Raw genomic sequence first — 18,933 nt, 5'->3', positions numbered from 1 at the left:
CGTCAAAGGGCCGGGCCATCGGCCACTAAGGTGCGGCGCATGACTTCTACCCAGGCCGAACTCGACCGCTCCAAGCTCGGCACCCTTTCGGTGCTCGCGTGGATCGGCGACCCCGACGAGGCCCACGACATTCCCTATCTCCTCGCCTACATCCTCGGGGACGGTCCCGACGGTCCCGAGGCGAGCGAGGCGGCCGCCCGCGGGCTGCTGGAGGAGATCGGCCTGCCCATCGGCGACGTGGTGATGGACGGCGTCCGCAACCCGGCCTCCTTCCCGGTGCAGATCCTCCTGGAGGGCAACCAGATCGCGCTGACCCTGCCGGGCATGAACGCGAAGTGCATCGCCCCGCCGGAGTGGGTCAAGGCGGCGGCCGACAGCGGGCAGGCGTACTTCCTCTTCGCCACCCGCGCCTGGCCCGAGGCGGTTCCCGGCCGGCCGGTCGACCCCGAGACGCTGCAGGCGTTCGCGGGTGACACCGAGGTGCTCAACCACAGCGCCCACGCCGTCCTCGCGGTGCGGCGCCTGCAGCGCTAGGGCCTGTCGTGGGCACCCCCTCGCGCGCCCGCCGCGCGACGGCCCCCGCTCCGGCCGCCGGGCGCCCAGCCTGCCCGGTGGCCGGCCCTTCTTCTCCGGGGCGCCGAGGCTTCCCGGCGGATGTGGAGGAGATGCGGATCTCATCGTCCCCGTGCACTCGATCATGGTTCAATGCCGTCGGAGACGCAGCCCCGTAATCCCCTGCAGATTCGAGTGAGCGCATGGTCGAGCCCGTGGGCCCCGGAGATCCGCGACGTATCGGCCACTACCAGGTCGAGGGCCGGTTGGGCGCGGGTGGCATGGGCCAGGTCTACCTCGCCACGTCGCCGGGCGGCCGCAAGGTCGCCGTGAAGCTCATCCGGCCCGAATTGGCCGCCATCCCCCAGTTCCGGGCCCGGTTCGCGCGTGAGGTCGATGCGGCGCGTCAGGTGGGCGGGTTCCACACGGCGCAGGTCGTCGATGCCGACCCGGAGGCGGCCGCTCCTTGGCTCGTGACCGCGTACATTCCCGGCCCGACGTTGCAGCAGGTCGTCTCCCAGCGGGGGCCGCTGGCCCCGGATGCCGTTTTGCGTCTGGGTGCCGGTCTGGCCGAGGGGCTCGCCGCCATTCACGGGTGCGGTCTCGTCCACCGTGACCTCAAGCCGGGCAACGTCATCCTCGCCGAAGACGGCCCCCGCATCATCGACTTCGGCATCGCGCACGCCCCGGGCGCCGACGCCATGACCCGCACCGGCTCGGTCATCGGTACGTACGCCTATATGTCGCCCGAGCAGATACGATCCGCCCCGGTCTCGCCCGCCAGCGACGTGTTCGCGCTGGGGGCGGTCCTGGCCTTCGCGGCCACCGGCCACAGCCCCTTCGACGCGACGACCGTCCCGGCCATCGTCCACCGGGTCACCAGTGAACCTCCCCGGCTCGACGGTCTCTTCGGCCGCCTGCGCGACCTGGTCACGGCCTGCCTGGCCAAGGACCCGGCCGGCCGCCCCTCCACCGCCGACGTCCTGACCAGGCTCTCGGTCACCGGCGCCGACGTGGCATCCGGCATCCCGTTCAACGACCTGCCCACCGCGCCGGGTTCCGAGCCCGGCGCCGCGCCCAGCACTGCGCCCAGCGCCGCGCCCGCCGCCCCGGTCAGGACGCTGCCCCGGCGCACGCTGCTGTTCGGCGGGATGGCAGTCGCCGCGACGACGGCCGCCGTCCCCGCGTACTTCCTGTGGCGGGAGGCGGGCACGGACCCGGATCCCGGCAAGCCCGTCGCGCGCCTCGGCGGCCACACCGGCGAGGTCGGCTGCCTCGCCTTCGCCCCGGACGGCACGACCCTGGCCAGCGGCAGCAATGACGGCACGGTGCGGCTGTGGGACGTTGCCACCGGCCGCACGATCACGACGTACAGGGGGCACACCGACAACGTCATGTCCCTGGCCTACAGTCCGGACGGCCAGACGCTGTACTCCGGCGGCTTCGACAAGACCTTGCGGCGCTGGGACCTGCGCACCGGCAAGCCGATGAGCGTCGCCGCCTCGTACGGCGGCGAGCAGGACTACGTCAGCTGTCTGGCCTTCAGTCCCGACGGCGAGACCCTCGCCGTGGGCGTCGCGGGCAGGTTCGAGCTCATGGCTCCGTCCACCGGCCGCACCTTCGCCACCCTCAACGGGCCGGGAGGCGTGAACGGTGTCGCGGTCAGCCCGGACGGCAAACTCGTGGCCGGCGTGGGATCCGAAGGCCGTGCCAAGATCTGGCTCTGGGCCGCCGACACCGGCCGCCACCTCAAGACCCTCACCGGAGAGGGCAAAGGCCACTTCAACGCGGTGCTGTTCAGCCCGGACGGCAAGTCCGTCACCGGCGCCGGTCCCGGCATCCAGGTGTGGGACCTGGCCACGGAGCGCCGGACGGCGACCCTCACCGACACCCATCCGTACGTCCCCACGGCGGCTTACCGCCCGGGCGGCGCGATGATCGCGGGGGCCGGAGGCGTGCGCGAGCCCAACACCCAGGACGACACGGGCAAGACCGTCAGCCTGTGGGACCTGGCCGCCGGGCGCGTCACCACGATCCTGACCGGCGCCATGCGCGAGTCCCCGATGGACACCTACATCACAGTGGTGGCCTTCAGCCCGGACGGCAAGACTCTGGCGGCCAGTCTCAACCAGGTCGGTTCGCCCGAGGAGGCGGGCCACTCGATCCAGCTCTGGAAGCTTCCCTGACGTCCCCGGCGTCCCCGGCGTCCCCGGCTTCCCTGGTTTCCCCGGCTTCCCGGCCCTCACCTCTCCAACGGACGGTACTCATGGACGCGTTGTTGCCCGGCGATCCCCAGTGGGTCGGTTCCTATCGGCTGGAGGGCCGGTTGGGCGCGGGTGGCATGGGTCAGGTCTACCTCGCCACGTCGCCGGGCGGCCGCAAGGTCGCCGTGAAGCTCATCCGGCCCGAGCTGGCCGCCACCCCCCAGTTCCGGATCCGGTTCGCGCGTGAGGTCGATGCGGCGCGTCAGGTGGGCGGGTTCCACACGGCGCAGGTCGTCGACGCCGACCCGGAGGCGGCCGCTCCGTGGCTGGTGACCGCGTACATTCCCGGTCCGACGTTGCAGCAGGTCGTCTCCCAGCGGGGGCCGCTGGCCCCGGATGCCGTTCTGCGTCTGGGGGCCGGTCTGGCCGAGGGGCTCGCCGCCATTCACGGGTGCGGTCTCGTCCACCGCGACCTCAAGCCGGGCAATGTCATCCTCGCCGAAGACGGCCCCCGCATCATCGACTTCGGCATCGCCCGTGCCGTGGACGCCAGTTCGCTCACTGCCACCGGCTCGGTCATCGGTACCTACGCCTACATGTCGCCCGAGCAGATCCGAGCCGACCGGGCCGGGCCCGCCAGTGACGTGTTCGCGCTCGGCTCGGTCGTGGCGTTCGCGGCCACCGGCCACAGCCCCTTCGACGCGCCCACCCTCCTGACGGTGGTCCAGCGGATCCTGGACGAGCCACCCGCGCTCGACGGCCTCGGCGGTGAGCTCCGGCGCCTCCTGGACTCCTGCCTCGCCAAGGACCCGGCAGACCGGCCCTCCGTCTCGGACCTTCCCGCCCGGTTCGTGGGAGTCCCCGAGAACGGGACGGCCGTAGTCCCTCCGCCCCGGCCGGAGCCGACTGTGGCCCTGACCCCCGCGCGGCACACCCCGGCCCCGCCCCGAGCCCGGCAGACGCGGTTCGCGACGGTGAGGGACCCGGGTGCGCAAGCGGATGCCGGTGCGGATGCCGGTGCGGATCCGTACGCCGCCACGCAGACGGGCCCTGTCCCGGCAGCGCCCGCGGTACCGGTACCGTCCGCACCCGAGCCGTCCACGGCGCGGGTGTCACGGCGCACGCTCCTCTTCGGCGGCCTCGGGGTCGCCTCGGTCGCCGCGGTCGCCGCGGTCGGAGTTCCCCTCCTCCTGAGCCGGGACGACGCCAACTCCCTGGAGGGCCCCAGCGGTATCGGCGCGCTCGCCTTCAGTCCCGACGGCAAGACGCTGGCCGCCTCCAGTCCGGACGGGACGATCTGGCGGTGGGAGGTGTCCACCCGGCGCAGCACCGTCACCCGGGTCGAGGTCCCCAAGTACCTCCAGGCCAACGCGTTCAGCCGGGATCTCACGCTCCTGGCCAGGGCGGAGGAGAACAAGGTCCAGCTGTGGGACGTGGCCACCGGCCGCTCCGTGGCCACCTTCACGGGGGCCCCGTCGGGCCCGGCGCAGGAGGGCTACCTCCAATCCGTCGGCCTCAGCCCGGACGGCAAGACGGTGGCCGCGAGCGGCCGCGAGGGGCTGTACGTCTGGGACGTGCCCTCGGGCCGCGCCGGCGCCGTCAATGAGGACGCGAAGGGCGGCCCGGCGGCCTTCAGCCCGGACGGTCGCCTGCTGGCCGCCGGTTTTCCCGTCCAGGTGCGGCGGATGCCCGCCGACCAGCTACTGGCCACCGTTGCCGGCGGGCAGAACAAGGACGCGCGGCTCGCGGTGTTCAGTCCGGACGGCCAGATCCTGGCCATCGCGCAGGTGGACTACACGGTGCGGCTGTGGAACGCCGGTTCCCGCCAGGACGTCGCGTCACTGGACCGCCACGGCGCCGAGATCCTCGCGCTCGCGTTCCACCCGGGCGGCCGGCTCCTGGCCAGCGCGGACTCGGACGGGAAGGCTTTCCTGTGGGACACGGCCTCGGGATCGGCCGCTGCCACCTTCACCGGCGGCAGCGCGATCGACGCGGTGGCGTTCAGCCCGGACGGGAAGACCCTTGCGGCGGGACTCCACGGCGGCACCGTCCGCCTCTGGCCCGTCCAGGCACCCTAGGGCCTGCGTGAGCCTGTGGGCCCTTCCGGTCACAGCGCTACGGCTGTTCGAAGGCGAAGCGTAGCGAGCGGACCCGGTTGTCGAAGCTGGAGCCGGCCAGGTCCGGCAGGCCGACCGCGCGGAGGCCGACGGGGCGGGTGAGCAGTTCGCGGAAGAGTGCCTTCATCTCCACCCGGGCCAGGTGCGCGCCCAGGCAGAAGTGCGGTCCGCCGCCGCCGAATCCCAGGTGGGGGTTGGGGGAGCGGGTGATGTCGAAGGCGTCCGTATCGGGGAAGACGGCCTCGTCGCGGTTGGCGGAGGCGTAGTACAGCACCACCTTGTCGCCGGGGACGAACGCGTGGCCGTTCAGGGTGTGTTCGGCGACGACGGTCCGGCGGAACTGGATGATCGGCGTGGAGTGGCGGATGATCTCGTCCACCGCGCCGTCCGCGCGTGCCTCGAAGTCGGCGAGGAGCAGATCGCGTTGGTCCGGGTTGTCCGTCAGCAGGGTCAGGCCGTGGGTGATGGCGTTGCGGGTGGTCTCCACCCCGGCCACCATCAACAGGGAGAAGAAGGCGCCGAGTTGGCGGGCGCCGAGTGCCTCGCCGTCCACGTTCGCGCAGACCAGGGCCGAGATCAGGTCGTCCGTCGGGTTCTCGCGCCGCTCCCGCCCGATCCCGGCCACCATCCGCTGCATCCGGGCCAGGGCCCGCAGTCCGCGTCCGGGCATCCGCAGCCGGGCCGTCAGGCCGCGGTCGACGCCGATGTTCTCGGAGGCGTGGTTGACGCGGTCGGCGATCTCGGCGCGGTAGCGCTCCGGGATGCCCATCATGTTGCAGATGACCTCCAGGGGCAGCTTCGAGGCCACCGCCTCGACGAACTCGTCCGGCCGCCGGTCCAGTACGTCGTCCACGATGCGCGCCGCCACCGCGTGGATGTCCTCCTCGGCCGCCGCCAGCAGCCGGGGGGTGAAGGCCCGCTGCACGATCTTGCGCAGCTGCGCGTGCTCGGCGCCGTCCAGGTTGACCATGGAGTCCCCGAACAGCGCCCGCACCCAGCGGGCCGGCTCGGGCGTCGTCACCCCGGGCGCGCTGGCGAACACCTTGGGCAGCCGGCTCGCCTCCTGCACGTCCGCATGCCGTACGAGGGCCCAGTGCCCGGTCCCTTCGGGGACGAACACGGGGGTGTCCAGGGCCCGCAGGCGGGCGAAGGCGGCCAGTCGGTGGGCGGGGGGCGCCTGCCAGAAGGCGGGCTCGGCCAATTCCCTGCCGGGGGCTTGGGCTTGGGGTCGGCCGGGGCGTTGTGCGGGGAGTGTCATGGCCTGGAAACGGTGCCGGGGGCGCGGGAGTGACGGTCCGGCGCGGCGCCGTTGCCGGGCTCTGCCCGGACCCGCGCCTCAAACTCCCCCAGCTACCGCTGGGAGGGGCCCCCGGGCGAGGCTGAAATTGCCCTGCGGGCAATCCAGCCCGCACTTGGCGGGACGGCGTCAGCCAAATCCAGCCTCGCCCGGCGCCGCACGGCGTCAGCGGTCGGCACGCGTCGCCAGGGTCAGGCCGACCGCTACCGTCGCCGTCGCGACCAGGCCCGCGTACAGGACGGCGTACGTCCCGGTCCAGGAGCAGGCCAGGACCGCGAGGGCGGAGACGGGCAGGGTCAGCTGCTGGGCGAGGCCGCGCTTGAAGTGGCGGGAGTGCAGCAGCCAGACCATCAGGAGGAAGATCGCGGCCGGGACGGTGACGGCCGCGTTCGCGGCGAGCTGCGAGACGTGTGCCTTGCCGACCGCGTGTTCGACCGCGACCTCGATGCCCGCGCCGATGGCCGCGCCCGAGGCGAAGATCAGCAGGTGTCCGTACCCCCACGGGATCGCTTCCCGGTTGGAGTTCAGGTGCTCGTGCATCGGCACCGCGAAGTAGATCCACCAGGCGGCGAAGACGATGAGCAGCCCGCCGGCCGCGATCGGCAGCAGTTCGCCCAGGGCCTCGTGTTCGTCGAGCGCCGACTTCACGGCCACCGTGCTCGCCGCGATCGTCTCGCCGAGCACGATGATCGTGAACAGGCCGTAGCGCTCCACGATGTGGTGGGCGTGCCAGTGCGTCTGGTGGCCGCGCTCCGCCACCACCGGAACCAGCAGCTCGGCGGCGACCAGGATCAGGAACAGCCAGCGCTTGGAGCCGTCCGGGGCGAACAGCAGCGCCACCCAGCCGGCCTGGCACAGGACCAGCCCCGCCGCGTACTTCAGGGCCGCCGTGCGGGCCTCGCCGCTCTCGCCGGAGGCGGCGCGCAGCCACTGGGCGGTGAGTGCGACGCGCATGATCAGGTAGCCGATGACGGCCACCGTCCAGTCGTTCTGGTCGAACGCCCGGCTCACGCCCGCGGCGTAGACGAGCACGCCGCAGATCTGCACGAGCGTCGCGATCCGGTACGGCACGTCGTCGCAGTCGTAGGCGGAGGCGAACCACGTGAAGTTCATCCACGCCCACCACACGCCGAAGAAGACGAAGAGGTAGCTGATCACGCCGGTGCCGGGATGGCCCTCGGCCAGCGCGTGCACGAGGGCCGCGCCCGCCTGCGCGATCGCGACGACGAAGCAGAGGTCGAAGAAGAGTTCCAGCGGGGTCGCGGCGCGGTGGCCCTCGTCCCGGCTGCGGGCGGTCATGGGTACGTAAGCCAGCGGCATGCCGTCCAGGACAGCAGCCCTACGGGGCTCAGCAGGCGAGGCGCGCGGCCCTCAGGGCCCGTGTGCCCCGGGCGGACTCGTACCGGCCCAGGACGAGCCGGGCCAGGCGCGGGTGGTCGGCCAGCGGCTCCGAGACCGTCCAGGCGGCCGAGGCGTTCAGGGTGCGCGTGAAGCGGCCCGGGGCCAGCAGGTGCGCGGCCACCGCGATCCGGCGGTACCCGGCGTCCTGGAGGGAGGCCAGGGCTTCGGGGACGGTCGGCCCGGCGGAGGTGAGGTAGGCGGGGACCGCGGGGACGGGGGCGGCGCCGTCGTCGTACTCCAGCAGGGCGGCCAGCTGGGCCGCGCAGGCCTGCGTACCGGCGTTCCCGCCGGGGCGGGAGGAGCCGGCGCCGGCCACCACCACCGCGTCGGCCCGGGTGTACGGGCCACGGCGCCGCTCGGCTTCGCGCAGCCGGCCGTGCAGGGCGCGGGCGACGTCGCGCTCGCCGCTGAGGCCCTCGGTGAGGACGCAGCCGGTGCCCTCCAGGACGGCGGGGATGTCGACCCGGCGGTGGAAACCGTCGCCGAGCAGCAGCGGGACGACCACCGCGCGCGGGTGCTCCCGTACGACCTCGGCGAGCGAGGGGCGCTGCACGTCGAGGTGGCCGACCAGCGCGTGCACCCCGCTGATGGCCTCGACGGCGGCGACGAGCCGGTCAATGGTCGCGGCGGCTTCCGCAGCCGCGCTGCCGTGGACGGCGATGACGAGCATGTGGTCTGCCTCCCTGATCCGGCCCCGGGTCCTCCTCCCACGCTAGGCGCGGCGCGGCCACGGGTCAGCCGGGCCAAGGGCCCGCGGGGCAGGCCGGAGGTCCTGTGCGGAAAGGGCCGTTTCCCCGTCCCCAGGGGTCCTTTTCGGGCGTTCGGGGGCGCGCCGCCGACCTACCGTCGAAGAGTCGGAACGCATGCACGCATGCACGCGTGACGTCTTGGCCCGGCCGCCCTGGCCGCCCCGGGACCGCGCGGCACAGGGACACGGAGTGAGATCCATGGGGCAGACGCTGGTTGTCATCGGCCACGGCATGGTGGGGCACCGCCTGCTGGAGGCGCTCGCCGAGCGTGACGCGCTCGCCGACCCGGCCCGCCCCGAGCGCGGCGGCTGGCAGGTCACCGTCCTCGCCGAGGAGGAGCGCCCGGCCTACGACCGCGTGCACCTGTCCGCTGCCTTCACCGGCTCCACCGGCGAGGAGCTGTCCCTGGTCGCCCCCGGCTTCGTGGAGACGTACGGCATCGACCTGCGCCTCGGCGACCCGGCGGAGTTCATCGACACGACGGCCCGTACGGTCACCGCCCGCTCCGGCGACGTGTTCCGCTACGACGCGCTCGTGCTGGCCACCGGCTCCTACCCCTTCGTGCCGCCGATCGACGGCGCCGACGCCGAGGGCTGCTTCACGTACCGCACGCTCGACGACGTCGAGGCCCTGACCGCCTACGCCGCGGACGCGGAGGTCCGTACCGGTGTCGTCATCGGCGGCGGCCTCCTCGGCCTGGAGGCGGCGGGCGCGCTGCGCACGCTCGGACTGGCCACGCACGTCGTGGAGTTCGCGCCCCGGCTGATGCCGCTGCAGGTGGACGACGGCGGCGCGGCCGCCCTGCGGGCCACCATCGAGTCCATGGGTGTCGCCGTGCACACGGGCGTCGGCGCGGCCGGCGTGCAGATCCACCCCGACGGGCGGGCGCAGGCGCTCCGGCTGACCAGCGGCGAGGAGATCGGCTCCGACGTCGTGGTCTTCTCGGCCGGCGTGCGGCCGCGCGACCGCCTGGCCCGCGAGTGCGGGCTCGCGGTGGGTGACCGCGGCGGGGTCGTCGTGGACGGCCACTGCCGCACCAGTGACCCGTACGTCTACGCGATCGGCGAGTGCGCGCAGACCGTCGACGGCAAGGTGTACGGCCTGGTCGCGCCCGGCTACCAGATGGCCGAGACGGTCGCGGAGGCCCTCGCGGGCGCGGGCGAGCTGACCTTCACCGGGGCCGACACCTCCACCAAGCTCAAGCTGATGGGCGCCGACGTGGCCTCCTTCGGCGACCCCTTCGCCCCCGAGGGCCGGGACGGGGCCGTCTCGGTGGTCTTCTCCGACGCCCGCGAGGGCGTCTACAAGAAGCTGCTGCTGGGCCCCGACGGCGCGCTGCTCGGCGGCATCCTGGTCGGCGACGCGGAGGCGTACGGCTCGCTGAAGCCGCACGCCGGCCGGCAGCTGCCGGCCCCGCCGGAGGCCTTCATCCTGCCGTCCAGCGACGGCGTGGCGCTGCCCGGCGCGGACGCGCTGCCCGACGACGCGGTGGTGTGCAGCTGTCACAACATCACCAAGGGGCGGGTGCGCGAGGCGGTCGTCGCGGAGTCCCTCACCGACATCGGCGGCATCAAGAAGTGCACCAAGGCCGGTACGGGCTGCGGCGGCTGCATCGGTACGCTGCAGGCGGTCCTGGACGCCGAGCTGGCCGCGGCGGGCATCGAGAAGCCCCGTGGTCTGTGCGAGCACTTCACCCTGACCCGGGCGGAGATCTACGAGAAGATCCGCACCGAGCGCATCCGCAGCTTCAGCGAGCTGCTGGAGTCCTACGGCGAGGGCGGCGAGGGCTGCGCCGTCTGCAAGCCGGTCGTCGCGAACGTGCTCGGCACCCTCGCCCCCGACCTCGGCATCGGACACATCCTGGCGGGCGAGCAGGCGGCCCTGCAGGACTCCAACGACCTCTTCCTCGCCAACCTCCAGAAGGACGGCACCTACTCGGTCATCCCGCGCGTCGCCGGCGGCGAGATCACGGCCGAGCAGGTCATCGCGCTGGGCGAGGTGGCCCGGGACTACGGCCTCTACACGAAGATCACCGGCGCCCAGCGCATCGGCCTCTTCGGCGTCCGCAAGGAGCAGCTGCCCGACATCTGGCGGCGGCTCGGCGGCGCCGGATTCGAGTCCGGGCAGGCGTACGGGAAGTCCCTGCGCGCGGTGAAGTCCTGTGTGGGAGCCCGCTTCTGCCGCTTCGGGCAGGGTGATTCGATCCAGCTCGCGATCGACCTGGAGCTGCGCTACCGGGGTCTGCGCACCCCGCACAAGTTCAAGGGCGGCGTCTCGGGATGCCTGCGCGAGTGCGCGGAGGCGCGGGGCAAGGACATCGGCGTCATCGCCACCGCCAACGGCTGGAACCTGTACGTCAGCGGCAACGGCGGTGCGACCCCGCGCCACGCCGACCTGCTGGCCTCGGACCTGGACACCGCCGAACTCTTCGCGCTGATCGACCGGTTCCTCATGTACTACATCCGCACCGGCGAGCGCCTGGAGCGGACGGCCGCCTGGCTGGAGCGGCTCGGCGGCAGCGGCGCGGGCCTGGACCACCTCAAGGCCGTCCTGATCGAGGACTCGCTCGGCATCTGCGCGGAGCTGGAGGCGCAGATGGAGCGCCACGTGTCGGCGTACGAGGACGAGTGGTCCGCGGTCCTGGAGGACCCGGCGGCGCTGGAGCGCTTCGGGAGCGTGGACTTCGGGGCGGCCGCGGAGGCGGCGGCGCAGTCCTTGGAGCCGGGCCGCGGCCGCACGGCGGTACTGCCGGACGGCACCGAGGCCGCGGTCTTCAAGGACCGTGCGGGCGAGGTCTACGCGGTCGGCAACCGGGACCCCTTCTCGGGCGCGGACGTCATCGCCAACGGCATCATGGGCTCGCGCGACGGGGTGCCCGTCGTGGCCTCGCCGATGCACAAGCAGGTCTTCGACCTGCGGACCGGCATCTGCCTCGACGACCCCGAGGTGTCGCTGCCGCTGGTGGAGCTCAAGCCCTAAGGCTCTGCAGCCGCCCTACCAACGCACTGTGGGCGACGGGACCTTGTCCTGTCGCCCACGCGACGTTCTCCCCTGATGTGAGCCGCCTCTGCAGGCGGACCCTAAGAAGGTCAGGGCTTCTCTCTTTCTTCTTCTCAACCCCTCCGAACCTTCAGGACATGCCATGAGTTCCGCCAAGCAGGAAGCGCGCGCGGCGACCGCCCGAGTGCAGGTGGCCGATCCGGCGCAGTACCGCCCCGGTCGCACGATCACGGAGTGGACACCGGAGGACCCGTCCTTCTGGCAGACCACCGGCAAGAAGGTCGCCACCCGCAACCTGTGGATCGCGGTGCCGGCCCTGCTGGTGGCGTTCGTGGTCTGGCAGGTCTGGAGCATCACGGCGACCAACCTCAAGGACGTCGGCTTCGGCTTCTCGCAGTCCCAGCTGTTCTGGCTGACGGCCGTCCCCGGCATCACGGGCGGCACCGCCCGCATCCTCTACACCTTCATCGGCCCGATGATCGGCCAGCGCCGCTTCACCGCGCTCTCCACGGTCATCCTGATCGTGCCGCTGCTGTGGCTGGGCTTCGCGGTGCAGGACCCCACCACCTCGTACACCACGCTGGTCGCCATCGCCGCGCTCTGCGGCATCGGCGGCGCCAACTTCTCCTCCTCGCTGGCCAACATCGGCTTCTTCTACCCGAAGCAGGAGAAGGGCAACGCGACCGGCATCAACGGCGGCCTGGGCAACCTGGGCGTCTCCGTGGTCCAGCTGCTCACCCCGATCCTGATCACCACCTCGGTGCTGGCGATCGGTTCGGGCCAGAAGAAGGCCGACGGCTCGGAGATCTACCTCCAGAACGCCGCGTTCGTCTGGGTGCCGGTCCTGATCGTCCTCGCGGCCATCGCCTGGTTCGGCCAGAACGACCTGAAGGTGGCCTCCACACCCTTCAGCCAGCAGAAGATCATCTTCAAGCGCAAGCACAACTGGCTGATGACCTGGCTCTACGTCGGCACCTTCGGCTCCTTCATCGGTTTCGCGGCGGCCCTCCCGCTCCTGATCAAGACGACCTTCCCGGCGTACTCCGTGGCCACCTACGCCTGGATGGGCCCGGCGCTCGGCGCGCTGGCCCGCTGGGCCGGCGGCTGGATCGCCGACAAGTTCGGCGGCGCGCGGGTGACGATCCTGTCCTTCGTGGGCATGGGCGCGTCGATCATCGGCGTGATCACCTTCCTGCCGGCGGGCTCCGACCAGGGCTCCTTCTACGGCTTCTTCTTCTGCTTCCTGTCGGCGTTCTTCTTCTCGGGCATCGGCAACGGCTCGACGTTCCGTCAGATCCCGGTCATCTTCCGCGGCCAGCACCTCGCGGGCCTGACCGAGGGCACCCCGCAGTACGCGAAGGCCCTGAAGCAGGCCGAGATCGAGTCGGGCGCGGTCACCGGGTTCACCGCGGCCATCGCCGCCTACGGCTTCTTCTTCATCCCGGCGATGTTCGCCAACTTCGCCGTGACCAGCGCGATGTGGGGCTTCGTCGCCTTCTACGCCAGCTGCGTCGTCGTGGCCTGGTGGTTCTACGCCCGCAAGGGCGCGGAGGCCCCCAGCTAGGCCGTCTCTTTCGGGTCTTGCCCGGACCGGCCCCCGGTCGTCAGCCCGGGTGGGGTGCGGGGCGCTGCGTGAGCGCCGCCCCGCACCCCACCCGGGCTTTGCGGTGCTTCGCCCCCGTTCCCCGCGTGTCGATCACCGGCGGGGGCTGCTATACGCTGCGGTCAGCTGGCTCATTCACGATGATCCTTAAGCCCGGGGGGGCTCTCAGCATGGTTCTGCACGTTCGTCATGCCCGCATTCGGTTCGGCCTCGCGCTGGCACCCGTTCTCTCGCTGGCGCTCGCCGCGCCGAGCGCCTTCGCGGCGCCCGCGGCAGTCACGCCCGATCCTGATCCCGCTCCGGCGATGTCCCTGGCCGCGACCGCCGCGGCGCCCACGACGCTGGGCCGGTGGGGCTCGGCCGCGGAGGTGCCCGGGTTCGCGGCGGACGTTCTGGACATGAAGTCGGCCAAGGACGGCACCATCGTGGCCCTCCTGAAGCAGCCCGACGGCGAGGGCTACCGGACCGTGGCCTCCGTACGCCCGGCCGGCAGCACGAAGTGGCTGCCCGTCACGCCGGTGTCCGGCACCGAGCTCACCACCCTCGGCGACGGCTCCGTCGCGATGCAGTGGACGGAGAAGACCGCCGACGGCACGGCCGTGGTGATCCGTTTCACCCGGGTCCTGCCCGGCGCCACGGCCTTCTCGGCGCCGGAGGCCATCGCCACCGCCCCGGCGGCCACCTGGGTCACCCTCGCGGCGAACGCCTCGGGCCGGCTCGCCGCCGCGTGGGTGGGAGCCGACCGCAAGCTGACCGTCTCCGAGCGTCCGGAGGCGGGCACGGCCTGGTCCGCCCCGGCCGTGCTCGACCAGCTGCCGGAGGCCGTCCACACCGAGGAGCACGACTACGTCTACTACGCCACCGACGTCCGGCTCGCCGTCGCGAAGGACGGCGCCGCGATGGTGATCTGGGGTGGCACCTCCAAGCGCGTCGCCGAAGACGTCGGCTCTGACCCGACTGGCTGGAAGTGGTACTACAAGGCTCTGGAGCGGCCCGCCGGTTCCGACTCCTGGTCCCAGCCGGCCGATCTGCCGCAGCTCGGTGAGCAGCCGGAGGGCGTCGTGCTCGCCGAGCATCCCCAGAGCGGGTTCCACTGGTTCTCGGCCGGGCAGTACGCCCACAAGCCGGCGGGCGCCACGGCCTGGAACCCGGTCGAGGCCGTGGGCCTCGTGGGTTCGAGCCGGCGGTCCCGTCCCCAGATGCTGGCGCTGGCGAACGGCGACATGATGGCGATCAGCCTCGGCACCAGCAGCCCCTATTACGGCGCCGTCGGCAAGCCCGCCTACGCGGTGCGGTCGGCGGCCACCGGGACGTGGACGCCTCCGCAGGAGTTCCCGTCCAGGTACGCCGTGGTCGGCGACTCTTGGGGCTCGCTGCGCGCCGTGCAGGCCGGGAACGGTTCGGTCGTGGTCACCTGGGCCCAGAACCAGCCGGGCGGCGGGGCGCCCACCGACGTGAAGACCTCCACGTACGCGGGCGGCACCTGGTCGACGCCGAAGGTCATCGGCACGGGCGTCAGCAAGTACTACCCGGGCACGGAGCTGGCCACCGACGACAAGGGCCGCCCGGTCGCGCTGTGGAACACGTACGCCACCGTGGACGGCAAGACCGCGTACCGGACTTACACCGCGACGACGGCCACGAGCCGCCCGCTGCCCACGTGGCGGGACTACGACGACGACGGCAAGCCCGAACTGCTCGCCGACTACAACCACGGTGACGTTCCCACGTGGGACGCCCTCAGGAGCTTCTCCGTCGGCGCCACCGATCTGGTCGAGGGCCGGCGGGTGGACTGGGCCCAGCAACCGAAGGTGCAGGCCGCGCAGTTCCTGCCGTTCGGTGACCTGGACGGGGACCGCTGCAACGACGTGCTCGTGCGGCTCGTCACCGGCGAGGTGCGGATGTACACCCCGGTCTGTGGCGGGCTGCCCTCGGAGGGAACCGCGTACAAGAAGATCTCCTCGGACTGGAAGCTGTACGACAGCGTCGTCTCGACCGGGGACCTGACCGGCGACGGCAAGGCCGACCTGCTGGCCCGGTCCTCCGCGAGCGGGTACCTGTACCTGTACCCGAACAACGGCCAGGGCGGTTTCGCCGCCCGCGTCAAGGTCGGCACCGGCTGGAACATCTACAAGAAGATGATCAGCACGGGTGACCTCAACGGAGACGGCAAGGCCGACATGCTCGCCCTCGACGCCTCGGGCGAGCTCTGGCGCTACGACGGCACCGGGATCGGCACCGGCCCCGGTGTCTTCAAGCCGCGCGCGCTGGTCTTCAAGGACTGGGGCGGCAGCTACACGGCGGTCGTCGGTGCGGGTGACCTGACCGGCGACGGCAAGGCCGACCTCATCTCCCGCGACACGAAGGGCCTCGCCTGGCTCAACGCGGGCAACGGCACCGGAAGCTTCGCCGGCCGCAAGCAGCTCGGCCCCACCGCCCCGGCCCTGAAGTACTACCGCCCCTTCTGACGGTCCCCTTTCGCCTCCGCGCCCGTCGCCCGGTCCCTGATCCAGGCGGCGGGCGCCGCCTTTCCCAGAATCTTGTGAAAGTTTTCACAAGCGCACGATGGACCTTTGACCTGCCCAAAATGCCAGGTCAACCGGGATGGGAGACCCTTGGGGCTGGGGATCAGGGGACTTTCGGGCCCCAGCTCAGGACCAACGCGGCGCCAAATGATCGATCAAAAGGCGTGCAATGGATGCAAGCAATGAGGCGATCGGAAGGTGCGGGCGATGACTGCCACCCCTGCGGAAACCACGAAGAACGGCGAAGCCTGGAACGGCTTCAAGGGCGGTCTGTGGCGCGACGCCGTCGACGTCCGCGACTTCATCCAGCAGAACTACACGCCGTACGAGGGTGACGACACCTTCCTCGCCGGCCCCACCGAGCGCACCACCGCCGTGTGGAAGGCGATCACCGACAAGTTCCCGGAGGAGCGCGAGAAGGGCGTCTACGACGTCTCGTACGACATCCCGTCGTCGATCACCGCGCACGCCCCCGGCTACATCGACCGCGACAAGGACCTGATCGTCGGCCTCCAGACGGACGCCCCGCTCAAGCGCGCGATCATGCCCTACGGCGGCTGGCGCATGGTCGCCGGCGCCCTGGAGACCTACGGCTACCCGGTCTCCGACGACCTGGAGAAGGTCTTCACGGAGTACCGCAAGACTCACAACGCCGGTGTCTTCGACGCCTACACCCCCGACATCCGCGCCGCCCGCAAGGCCGGCATCGTGACCGGGCTGCCGGACGCGTACGGCCGCGGCCGCATCATCGGCGACTACCGCCGCGTGTCCCTCTACGGCGTCGACCGCCTCATCGCCGTCAAGAAGGAGGAGAAGGAGGAGATCAACTCCCTCCCCGCGGGCAACCGCTCGCTGGAGGAGACGATCCGCCTGCGCGAGGAGCTCTCCGAGCAGATCCGCGCCCTCGCCGAACTCAAGGCGATGGCCGCCTCCTACGGCTACGACATCTCCGGCCCGGCCACCACCGGCCGCGAGGCCATCCAGTGGCTGTACTTCGCGTACCTGGCCGCCGTGAAGGAGCAGAACGGCGCGGCCATGTCGCTCGGCCGCACCTCCACCTTCATCGACGTCTACCTCCAGCGCGACATCGAGGCCGGCCTCCTCACCGAGGAGCAGGCCCAGGAACTGGTCGACGACTTCATCATCAAGCTCCGCATCGTCCGCTTCCTGCGCACCCCGGAGTACGACGAGCTCTTCTCCGGCGACCCCACCTGGGTCACCGAGTCGATCGCCGGCATGGGCGAGGACGGCCGTCCGCTGGTCACCAAGACCTCGTTCCGCTACCTCCACACCCTCTACAACCTCGGCCCGGCCCCCGAGCCGAACATGACCGTCTTCTGGTCGCCCCAGCTGCCGCAGGGCTTCAAGGAGTTCTGCGCCCGGGTCTCGATCGACACCTCCTCGGTGCAGTACGAGTCCGACGAACTGATGCGCCCGCGCTTCGGCGACGACACCGCCATCGCCTGCTGCGTCTCGGCCATGCCGGTCGGCAAGCAGATGCAGTTCTTCGGCGCCCGCGTGAACCTCGCCAAGACCCTGCTCTACGCGATCAACGGCGGCCGCGACGAGAAGTCCGGCGCCCAGGTCGGCCCGTCCACCGGCGCCCTCACCTCCGAGGTGCTGGACTACGACCAGGTCATGGCCAAGTTCGACGAGCAGATGGAATGGCTCGCCGACACCTACGTCCACGCCCTGAACGTCATCCACTACATGCACGACAAGTACGCCTACGAGCGCATCGAGATGGCGCTCCACGACCGCGACGTGCGCCGCACCATGGCCTGCGGCATCGCCGGCCTGTCGGTCGCCGCCGACTCGCTGGCCGCCATCAAGTATGCCAAGGTCACCGCCGTGCGCGACGAGACCGGCCTCGCCACCGACTACACCATCGAGGGCGACTACCCGGCGTACGGCAACAACGACGACCGTGTCGACTCGATCGCCGTGTGGCTGGTCGAGGAGTTCATGAAGAAGATCCGCAAGCACCCGACGTACCGCGAGGCCGAGCACACCCAGTCGGTGCTGACCATCACCTCGAACGTGGTCTACGGCAAGAAGACCGGTAACACGCCGGACGGACGCCGCGCCGGCGAGCCCTTCTCCCCGGGTGCCAACCCGATGAACGGCCGCGACACCCACGGCTACGTCACCTCGGCGCTGTCGGTCGCGAAGCTCCCGTACGAGGACGCCGAGGACGGCATCTCGCTGACCAACACCGTCACCCCCGACGGCCTGGGCCGCACCCCCGAGGAGCGGATCAAGAACCTGGCGGGCGTCCTCGACGGCTACATGGCGGTCGACGGCTTCCACATGAACGTGAACGTGCTCAACCGCGACACGCTCATGGACGCCATGGAGCACCCGGAGAACTACCCGCAGCTCACCATCCGCGTCAGCGGATACGCGGTGAACTTCGTCCGCCTCACGCGCGCTCAGCAGCTCGACGTGCTGAACCGCACCTTCCACGGCTCTCTCTGATCCCTCTGATCCTTCGAGAGACCCACGAGCACGCGCGGCCCGGGGCCGGCCCCCACCCGGCCCCGGGGCCGCGCGTCACCAGATCAGTCCACGGAATCTGGAAGCTGGAGCACCTGCCATGACCGTCCTCTTCGGTACGAGCCTCCCCGTCGGGCACGCCAACGCGATCAGCGTGAGCGCCGGCCAGACGCCCGCCGCCGCCGCGACCCAGCGGCCGAGCGAGGGCACGGTGCACTCCTGGGACCTGTCCACCGGCGTCGACGGCCCCGGGACCCGGTTCGTGACCTTCCTGTCCGGCTGCCCGCTGACCTGCCTGTACTGCCACAATCCCGACACCATGCGGATGCGCAACGGCAAGCGCACCTCGGCCGACGACGTCATCGCCGAGGCCCGCAAGTACACCAAGTTCATCGCCGCCTCCGGGGGCGGCGCCACCATCTCGGGCGGCGAGCCGCTGCTGCAGCCCGTCTTCGCGGGCGAACTGCTGCACCGGATGAAGAACGACCTCGGACTGCACACCGCCCTGGACACCTCCGGCTTCCTCGGGGCCCGCGCCACCGACGCGCTGCTGCGCGATGTGGACCTGGTGCTCCTCGACATCAAGTCCTGGGACCGCGAGACGTACAGGCACGTGACCGGCCGCCCGCTGGAGCCCACCCTCGACTTCGCCCGCCGCCTCGCCGACCTCGGCAAGGAGGTGCACCTGCGGTTCGTGCTGGTGCCGGGACTGACCGACGCGACGGAGAACATCGAGGGCGTCGCCGCCTTCGCCGGCACGCTCGGCAACGTCTCGCGGGTCGACGTACTGCCCTTCCACAAGCTCGGCGAGAGCAAGTGGGAGGCGCTCGACATGAAGTTCACCCTCCACGACACGCCGTCGCCGACCGCCGCACAGGTCGCCGAGGCGAAGGCGGTCTTCGCCGCACAAGGACTGAACGCGGTCTGAGCGGCGGGGCCCGTGTGTGGGCCCGTGTGTGGGCCCGGGTGTGGGCCCACCCGAGTTATCA

At 71.5% G+C, this 18,933-nt stretch carries 11 protein-coding genes; 8 read left to right on the top strand and 3 right to left on the bottom strand.

What is annotated here, in order from left to right:
- Window positions 1–39 precede the first annotated feature (39 nt).
- The 3 genes from MTF69_RS17265 to MTF69_RS17255 all read left to right on the top strand — a co-directional run bounded on the left by MTF69_RS17265 (window position 40) and on the right by MTF69_RS17255 (window position 4,834).
- Window positions 40–534, top strand: coding sequence for a DUF5949 family protein (locus MTF69_RS17265; protein ID WP_243335416.1), 495 nt, complete (start codon window positions 40–42; stop codon window positions 532–534).
- 221 nt (window positions 535–755) lie between these two features.
- The gene (locus MTF69_RS17260; RefSeq protein ID WP_243335414.1) at window positions 756–2,738 is read left to right on the top strand and encodes a WD40 repeat domain-containing serine/threonine protein kinase; all 1,983 of its coding nucleotides are present in this window, start codon (window positions 756–758) and stop codon (window positions 2,736–2,738) included.
- 80 nt (window positions 2,739–2,818) lie between these two features.
- Window positions 2,819–4,834 (top strand): WD40 repeat domain-containing serine/threonine protein kinase, encoded by a 2,016-nt coding sequence (locus MTF69_RS17255; protein ID WP_243335412.1) that lies wholly within the window; start codon window positions 2,819–2,821, stop codon window positions 4,832–4,834.
- A 37-nt stretch (window positions 4,835–4,871) separates the two neighbouring features.
- On the opposite strand, the gene MTF69_RS17250 is transcribed toward MTF69_RS17255, so the two are convergent.
- The 3 genes from MTF69_RS17250 to MTF69_RS17240 form a co-directional block, all read right to left on the bottom strand.
- A complete protein-coding gene (locus MTF69_RS17250; protein ID WP_243335410.1) occupies window positions 4,872–6,131 on the bottom strand; it encodes a cytochrome P450 in 1,260 nt (419 codons plus the stop codon).
- A 204-nt stretch (window positions 6,132–6,335) separates the two neighbouring features.
- The gene (locus MTF69_RS17245; RefSeq protein WP_243335408.1) at window positions 6,336–7,490 is read right to left on the bottom strand and encodes a low temperature requirement protein A; all 1,155 of its coding nucleotides are present in this window, start codon (window positions 7,488–7,490) and stop codon (window positions 6,336–6,338) included.
- 28 nt (window positions 7,491–7,518) lie between these two features.
- Window positions 7,519–8,241: a sirohydrochlorin chelatase gene (locus MTF69_RS17240; protein ID WP_243335406.1), complete on the bottom strand. Its 723-nt coding sequence runs from the start codon at window positions 8,239–8,241 to the stop codon at window positions 7,519–7,521.
- A 277-nt stretch (window positions 8,242–8,518) separates the two neighbouring features.
- On the opposite strand from MTF69_RS17240, the gene nirB reads away from it, so the two are divergent.
- The 5 genes from nirB (at window position 8,519) to pflA (ending at window position 18,872) form a co-directional block, all read left to right on the top strand.
- Window positions 8,519–11,299, top strand: a complete 2,781-nt coding sequence (gene nirB / locus MTF69_RS17235) for a nitrite reductase large subunit NirB (protein WP_243335404.1) — start codon at window positions 8,519–8,521, stop codon at window positions 11,297–11,299.
- Window positions 11,300–11,462: 163 nt separating this feature from the next.
- Window positions 11,463–12,884 carry a NarK family nitrate/nitrite MFS transporter gene (locus MTF69_RS17230; RefSeq protein WP_243335402.1) on the top strand — a complete coding sequence of 474 codons (1,422 nt, stop codon included), beginning with the start codon at window positions 11,463–11,465 and terminating at the stop codon, window positions 12,882–12,884.
- 209 nt (window positions 12,885–13,093) lie between these two features.
- On the top strand, window positions 13,094–15,391 hold the full coding sequence (locus MTF69_RS17225; RefSeq protein WP_243335400.1) for a VCBS repeat-containing protein: 2,298 nt from the start codon (window positions 13,094–13,096) through the stop codon (window positions 15,389–15,391).
- 264 nt (window positions 15,392–15,655) lie between these two features.
- Window positions 15,656–17,926, top strand: coding sequence for a formate C-acetyltransferase (gene pflB, locus MTF69_RS17220; protein WP_243335398.1), 2,271 nt, complete (start codon window positions 15,656–15,658; stop codon window positions 17,924–17,926).
- Window positions 17,927–18,044: 118 nt separating this feature from the next.
- Window positions 18,045–18,872, top strand: a complete 828-nt coding sequence (gene pflA, locus MTF69_RS17215; protein WP_243335397.1) for a pyruvate formate-lyase-activating protein — start codon at window positions 18,045–18,047, stop codon at window positions 18,870–18,872.
- Window positions 18,873–18,933 lie beyond the last annotated feature (61 nt).

The organism is Streptomyces sp. AP-93, assembly GCF_022808175.1.
Lineage (GTDB): Bacteria > Actinomycetota > Actinomycetes > Streptomycetales > Streptomycetaceae > Streptomyces.
The sequence above is the reverse complement of the archived record's forward strand: the minus strand, read 5'-3'. Positions and strand labels throughout refer to the sequence as shown.

Excerpts from the sequence above, each read along its gene's own strand:
- MTF69_RS17265 (WP_243335416.1), top strand. The coding sequence starts at position 40 with ATGACTTCTACCCAGGCCGAACTCGACCGCTCCAAGCTCGGCACCCTT.
- MTF69_RS17260 (WP_243335414.1), top strand. The coding sequence starts at position 756 with ATGGTCGAGCCCGTGGGCCCCGGAGATCCGCGACGTATCGGCCACTAC.
- MTF69_RS17255 (WP_243335412.1), top strand. The coding sequence starts at position 2,819 with ATGGACGCGTTGTTGCCCGGCGATCCCCAGTGGGTCGGTTCCTATCGG.
- MTF69_RS17250 (WP_243335410.1), bottom strand. The coding sequence starts at position 6,131 with ATGACACTCCCCGCACAACGCCCCGGCCGACCCCAAGCCCAAGCCCCC.
- MTF69_RS17245 (WP_243335408.1), bottom strand. The coding sequence starts at position 7,490 with ATGCCGCTGGCTTACGTACCCATGACCGCCCGCAGCCGGGACGAGGGC.
- MTF69_RS17240 (WP_243335406.1), bottom strand. The coding sequence starts at position 8,241 with ATGCTCGTCATCGCCGTCCACGGCAGCGCGGCTGCGGAAGCCGCCGCG.
- nirB (WP_243335404.1), top strand. The coding sequence starts at position 8,519 with ATGGGGCAGACGCTGGTTGTCATCGGCCACGGCATGGTGGGGCACCGC.
- MTF69_RS17230 (WP_243335402.1), top strand. The coding sequence starts at position 11,463 with ATGAGTTCCGCCAAGCAGGAAGCGCGCGCGGCGACCGCCCGAGTGCAG.
- MTF69_RS17225 (WP_243335400.1), top strand. The coding sequence starts at position 13,094 with ATGGTTCTGCACGTTCGTCATGCCCGCATTCGGTTCGGCCTCGCGCTG.
- pflB (WP_243335398.1), top strand. The coding sequence starts at position 15,656 with ATGACTGCCACCCCTGCGGAAACCACGAAGAACGGCGAAGCCTGGAAC.
- pflA (WP_243335397.1), top strand. The coding sequence starts at position 18,045 with ATGACCGTCCTCTTCGGTACGAGCCTCCCCGTCGGGCACGCCAACGCG.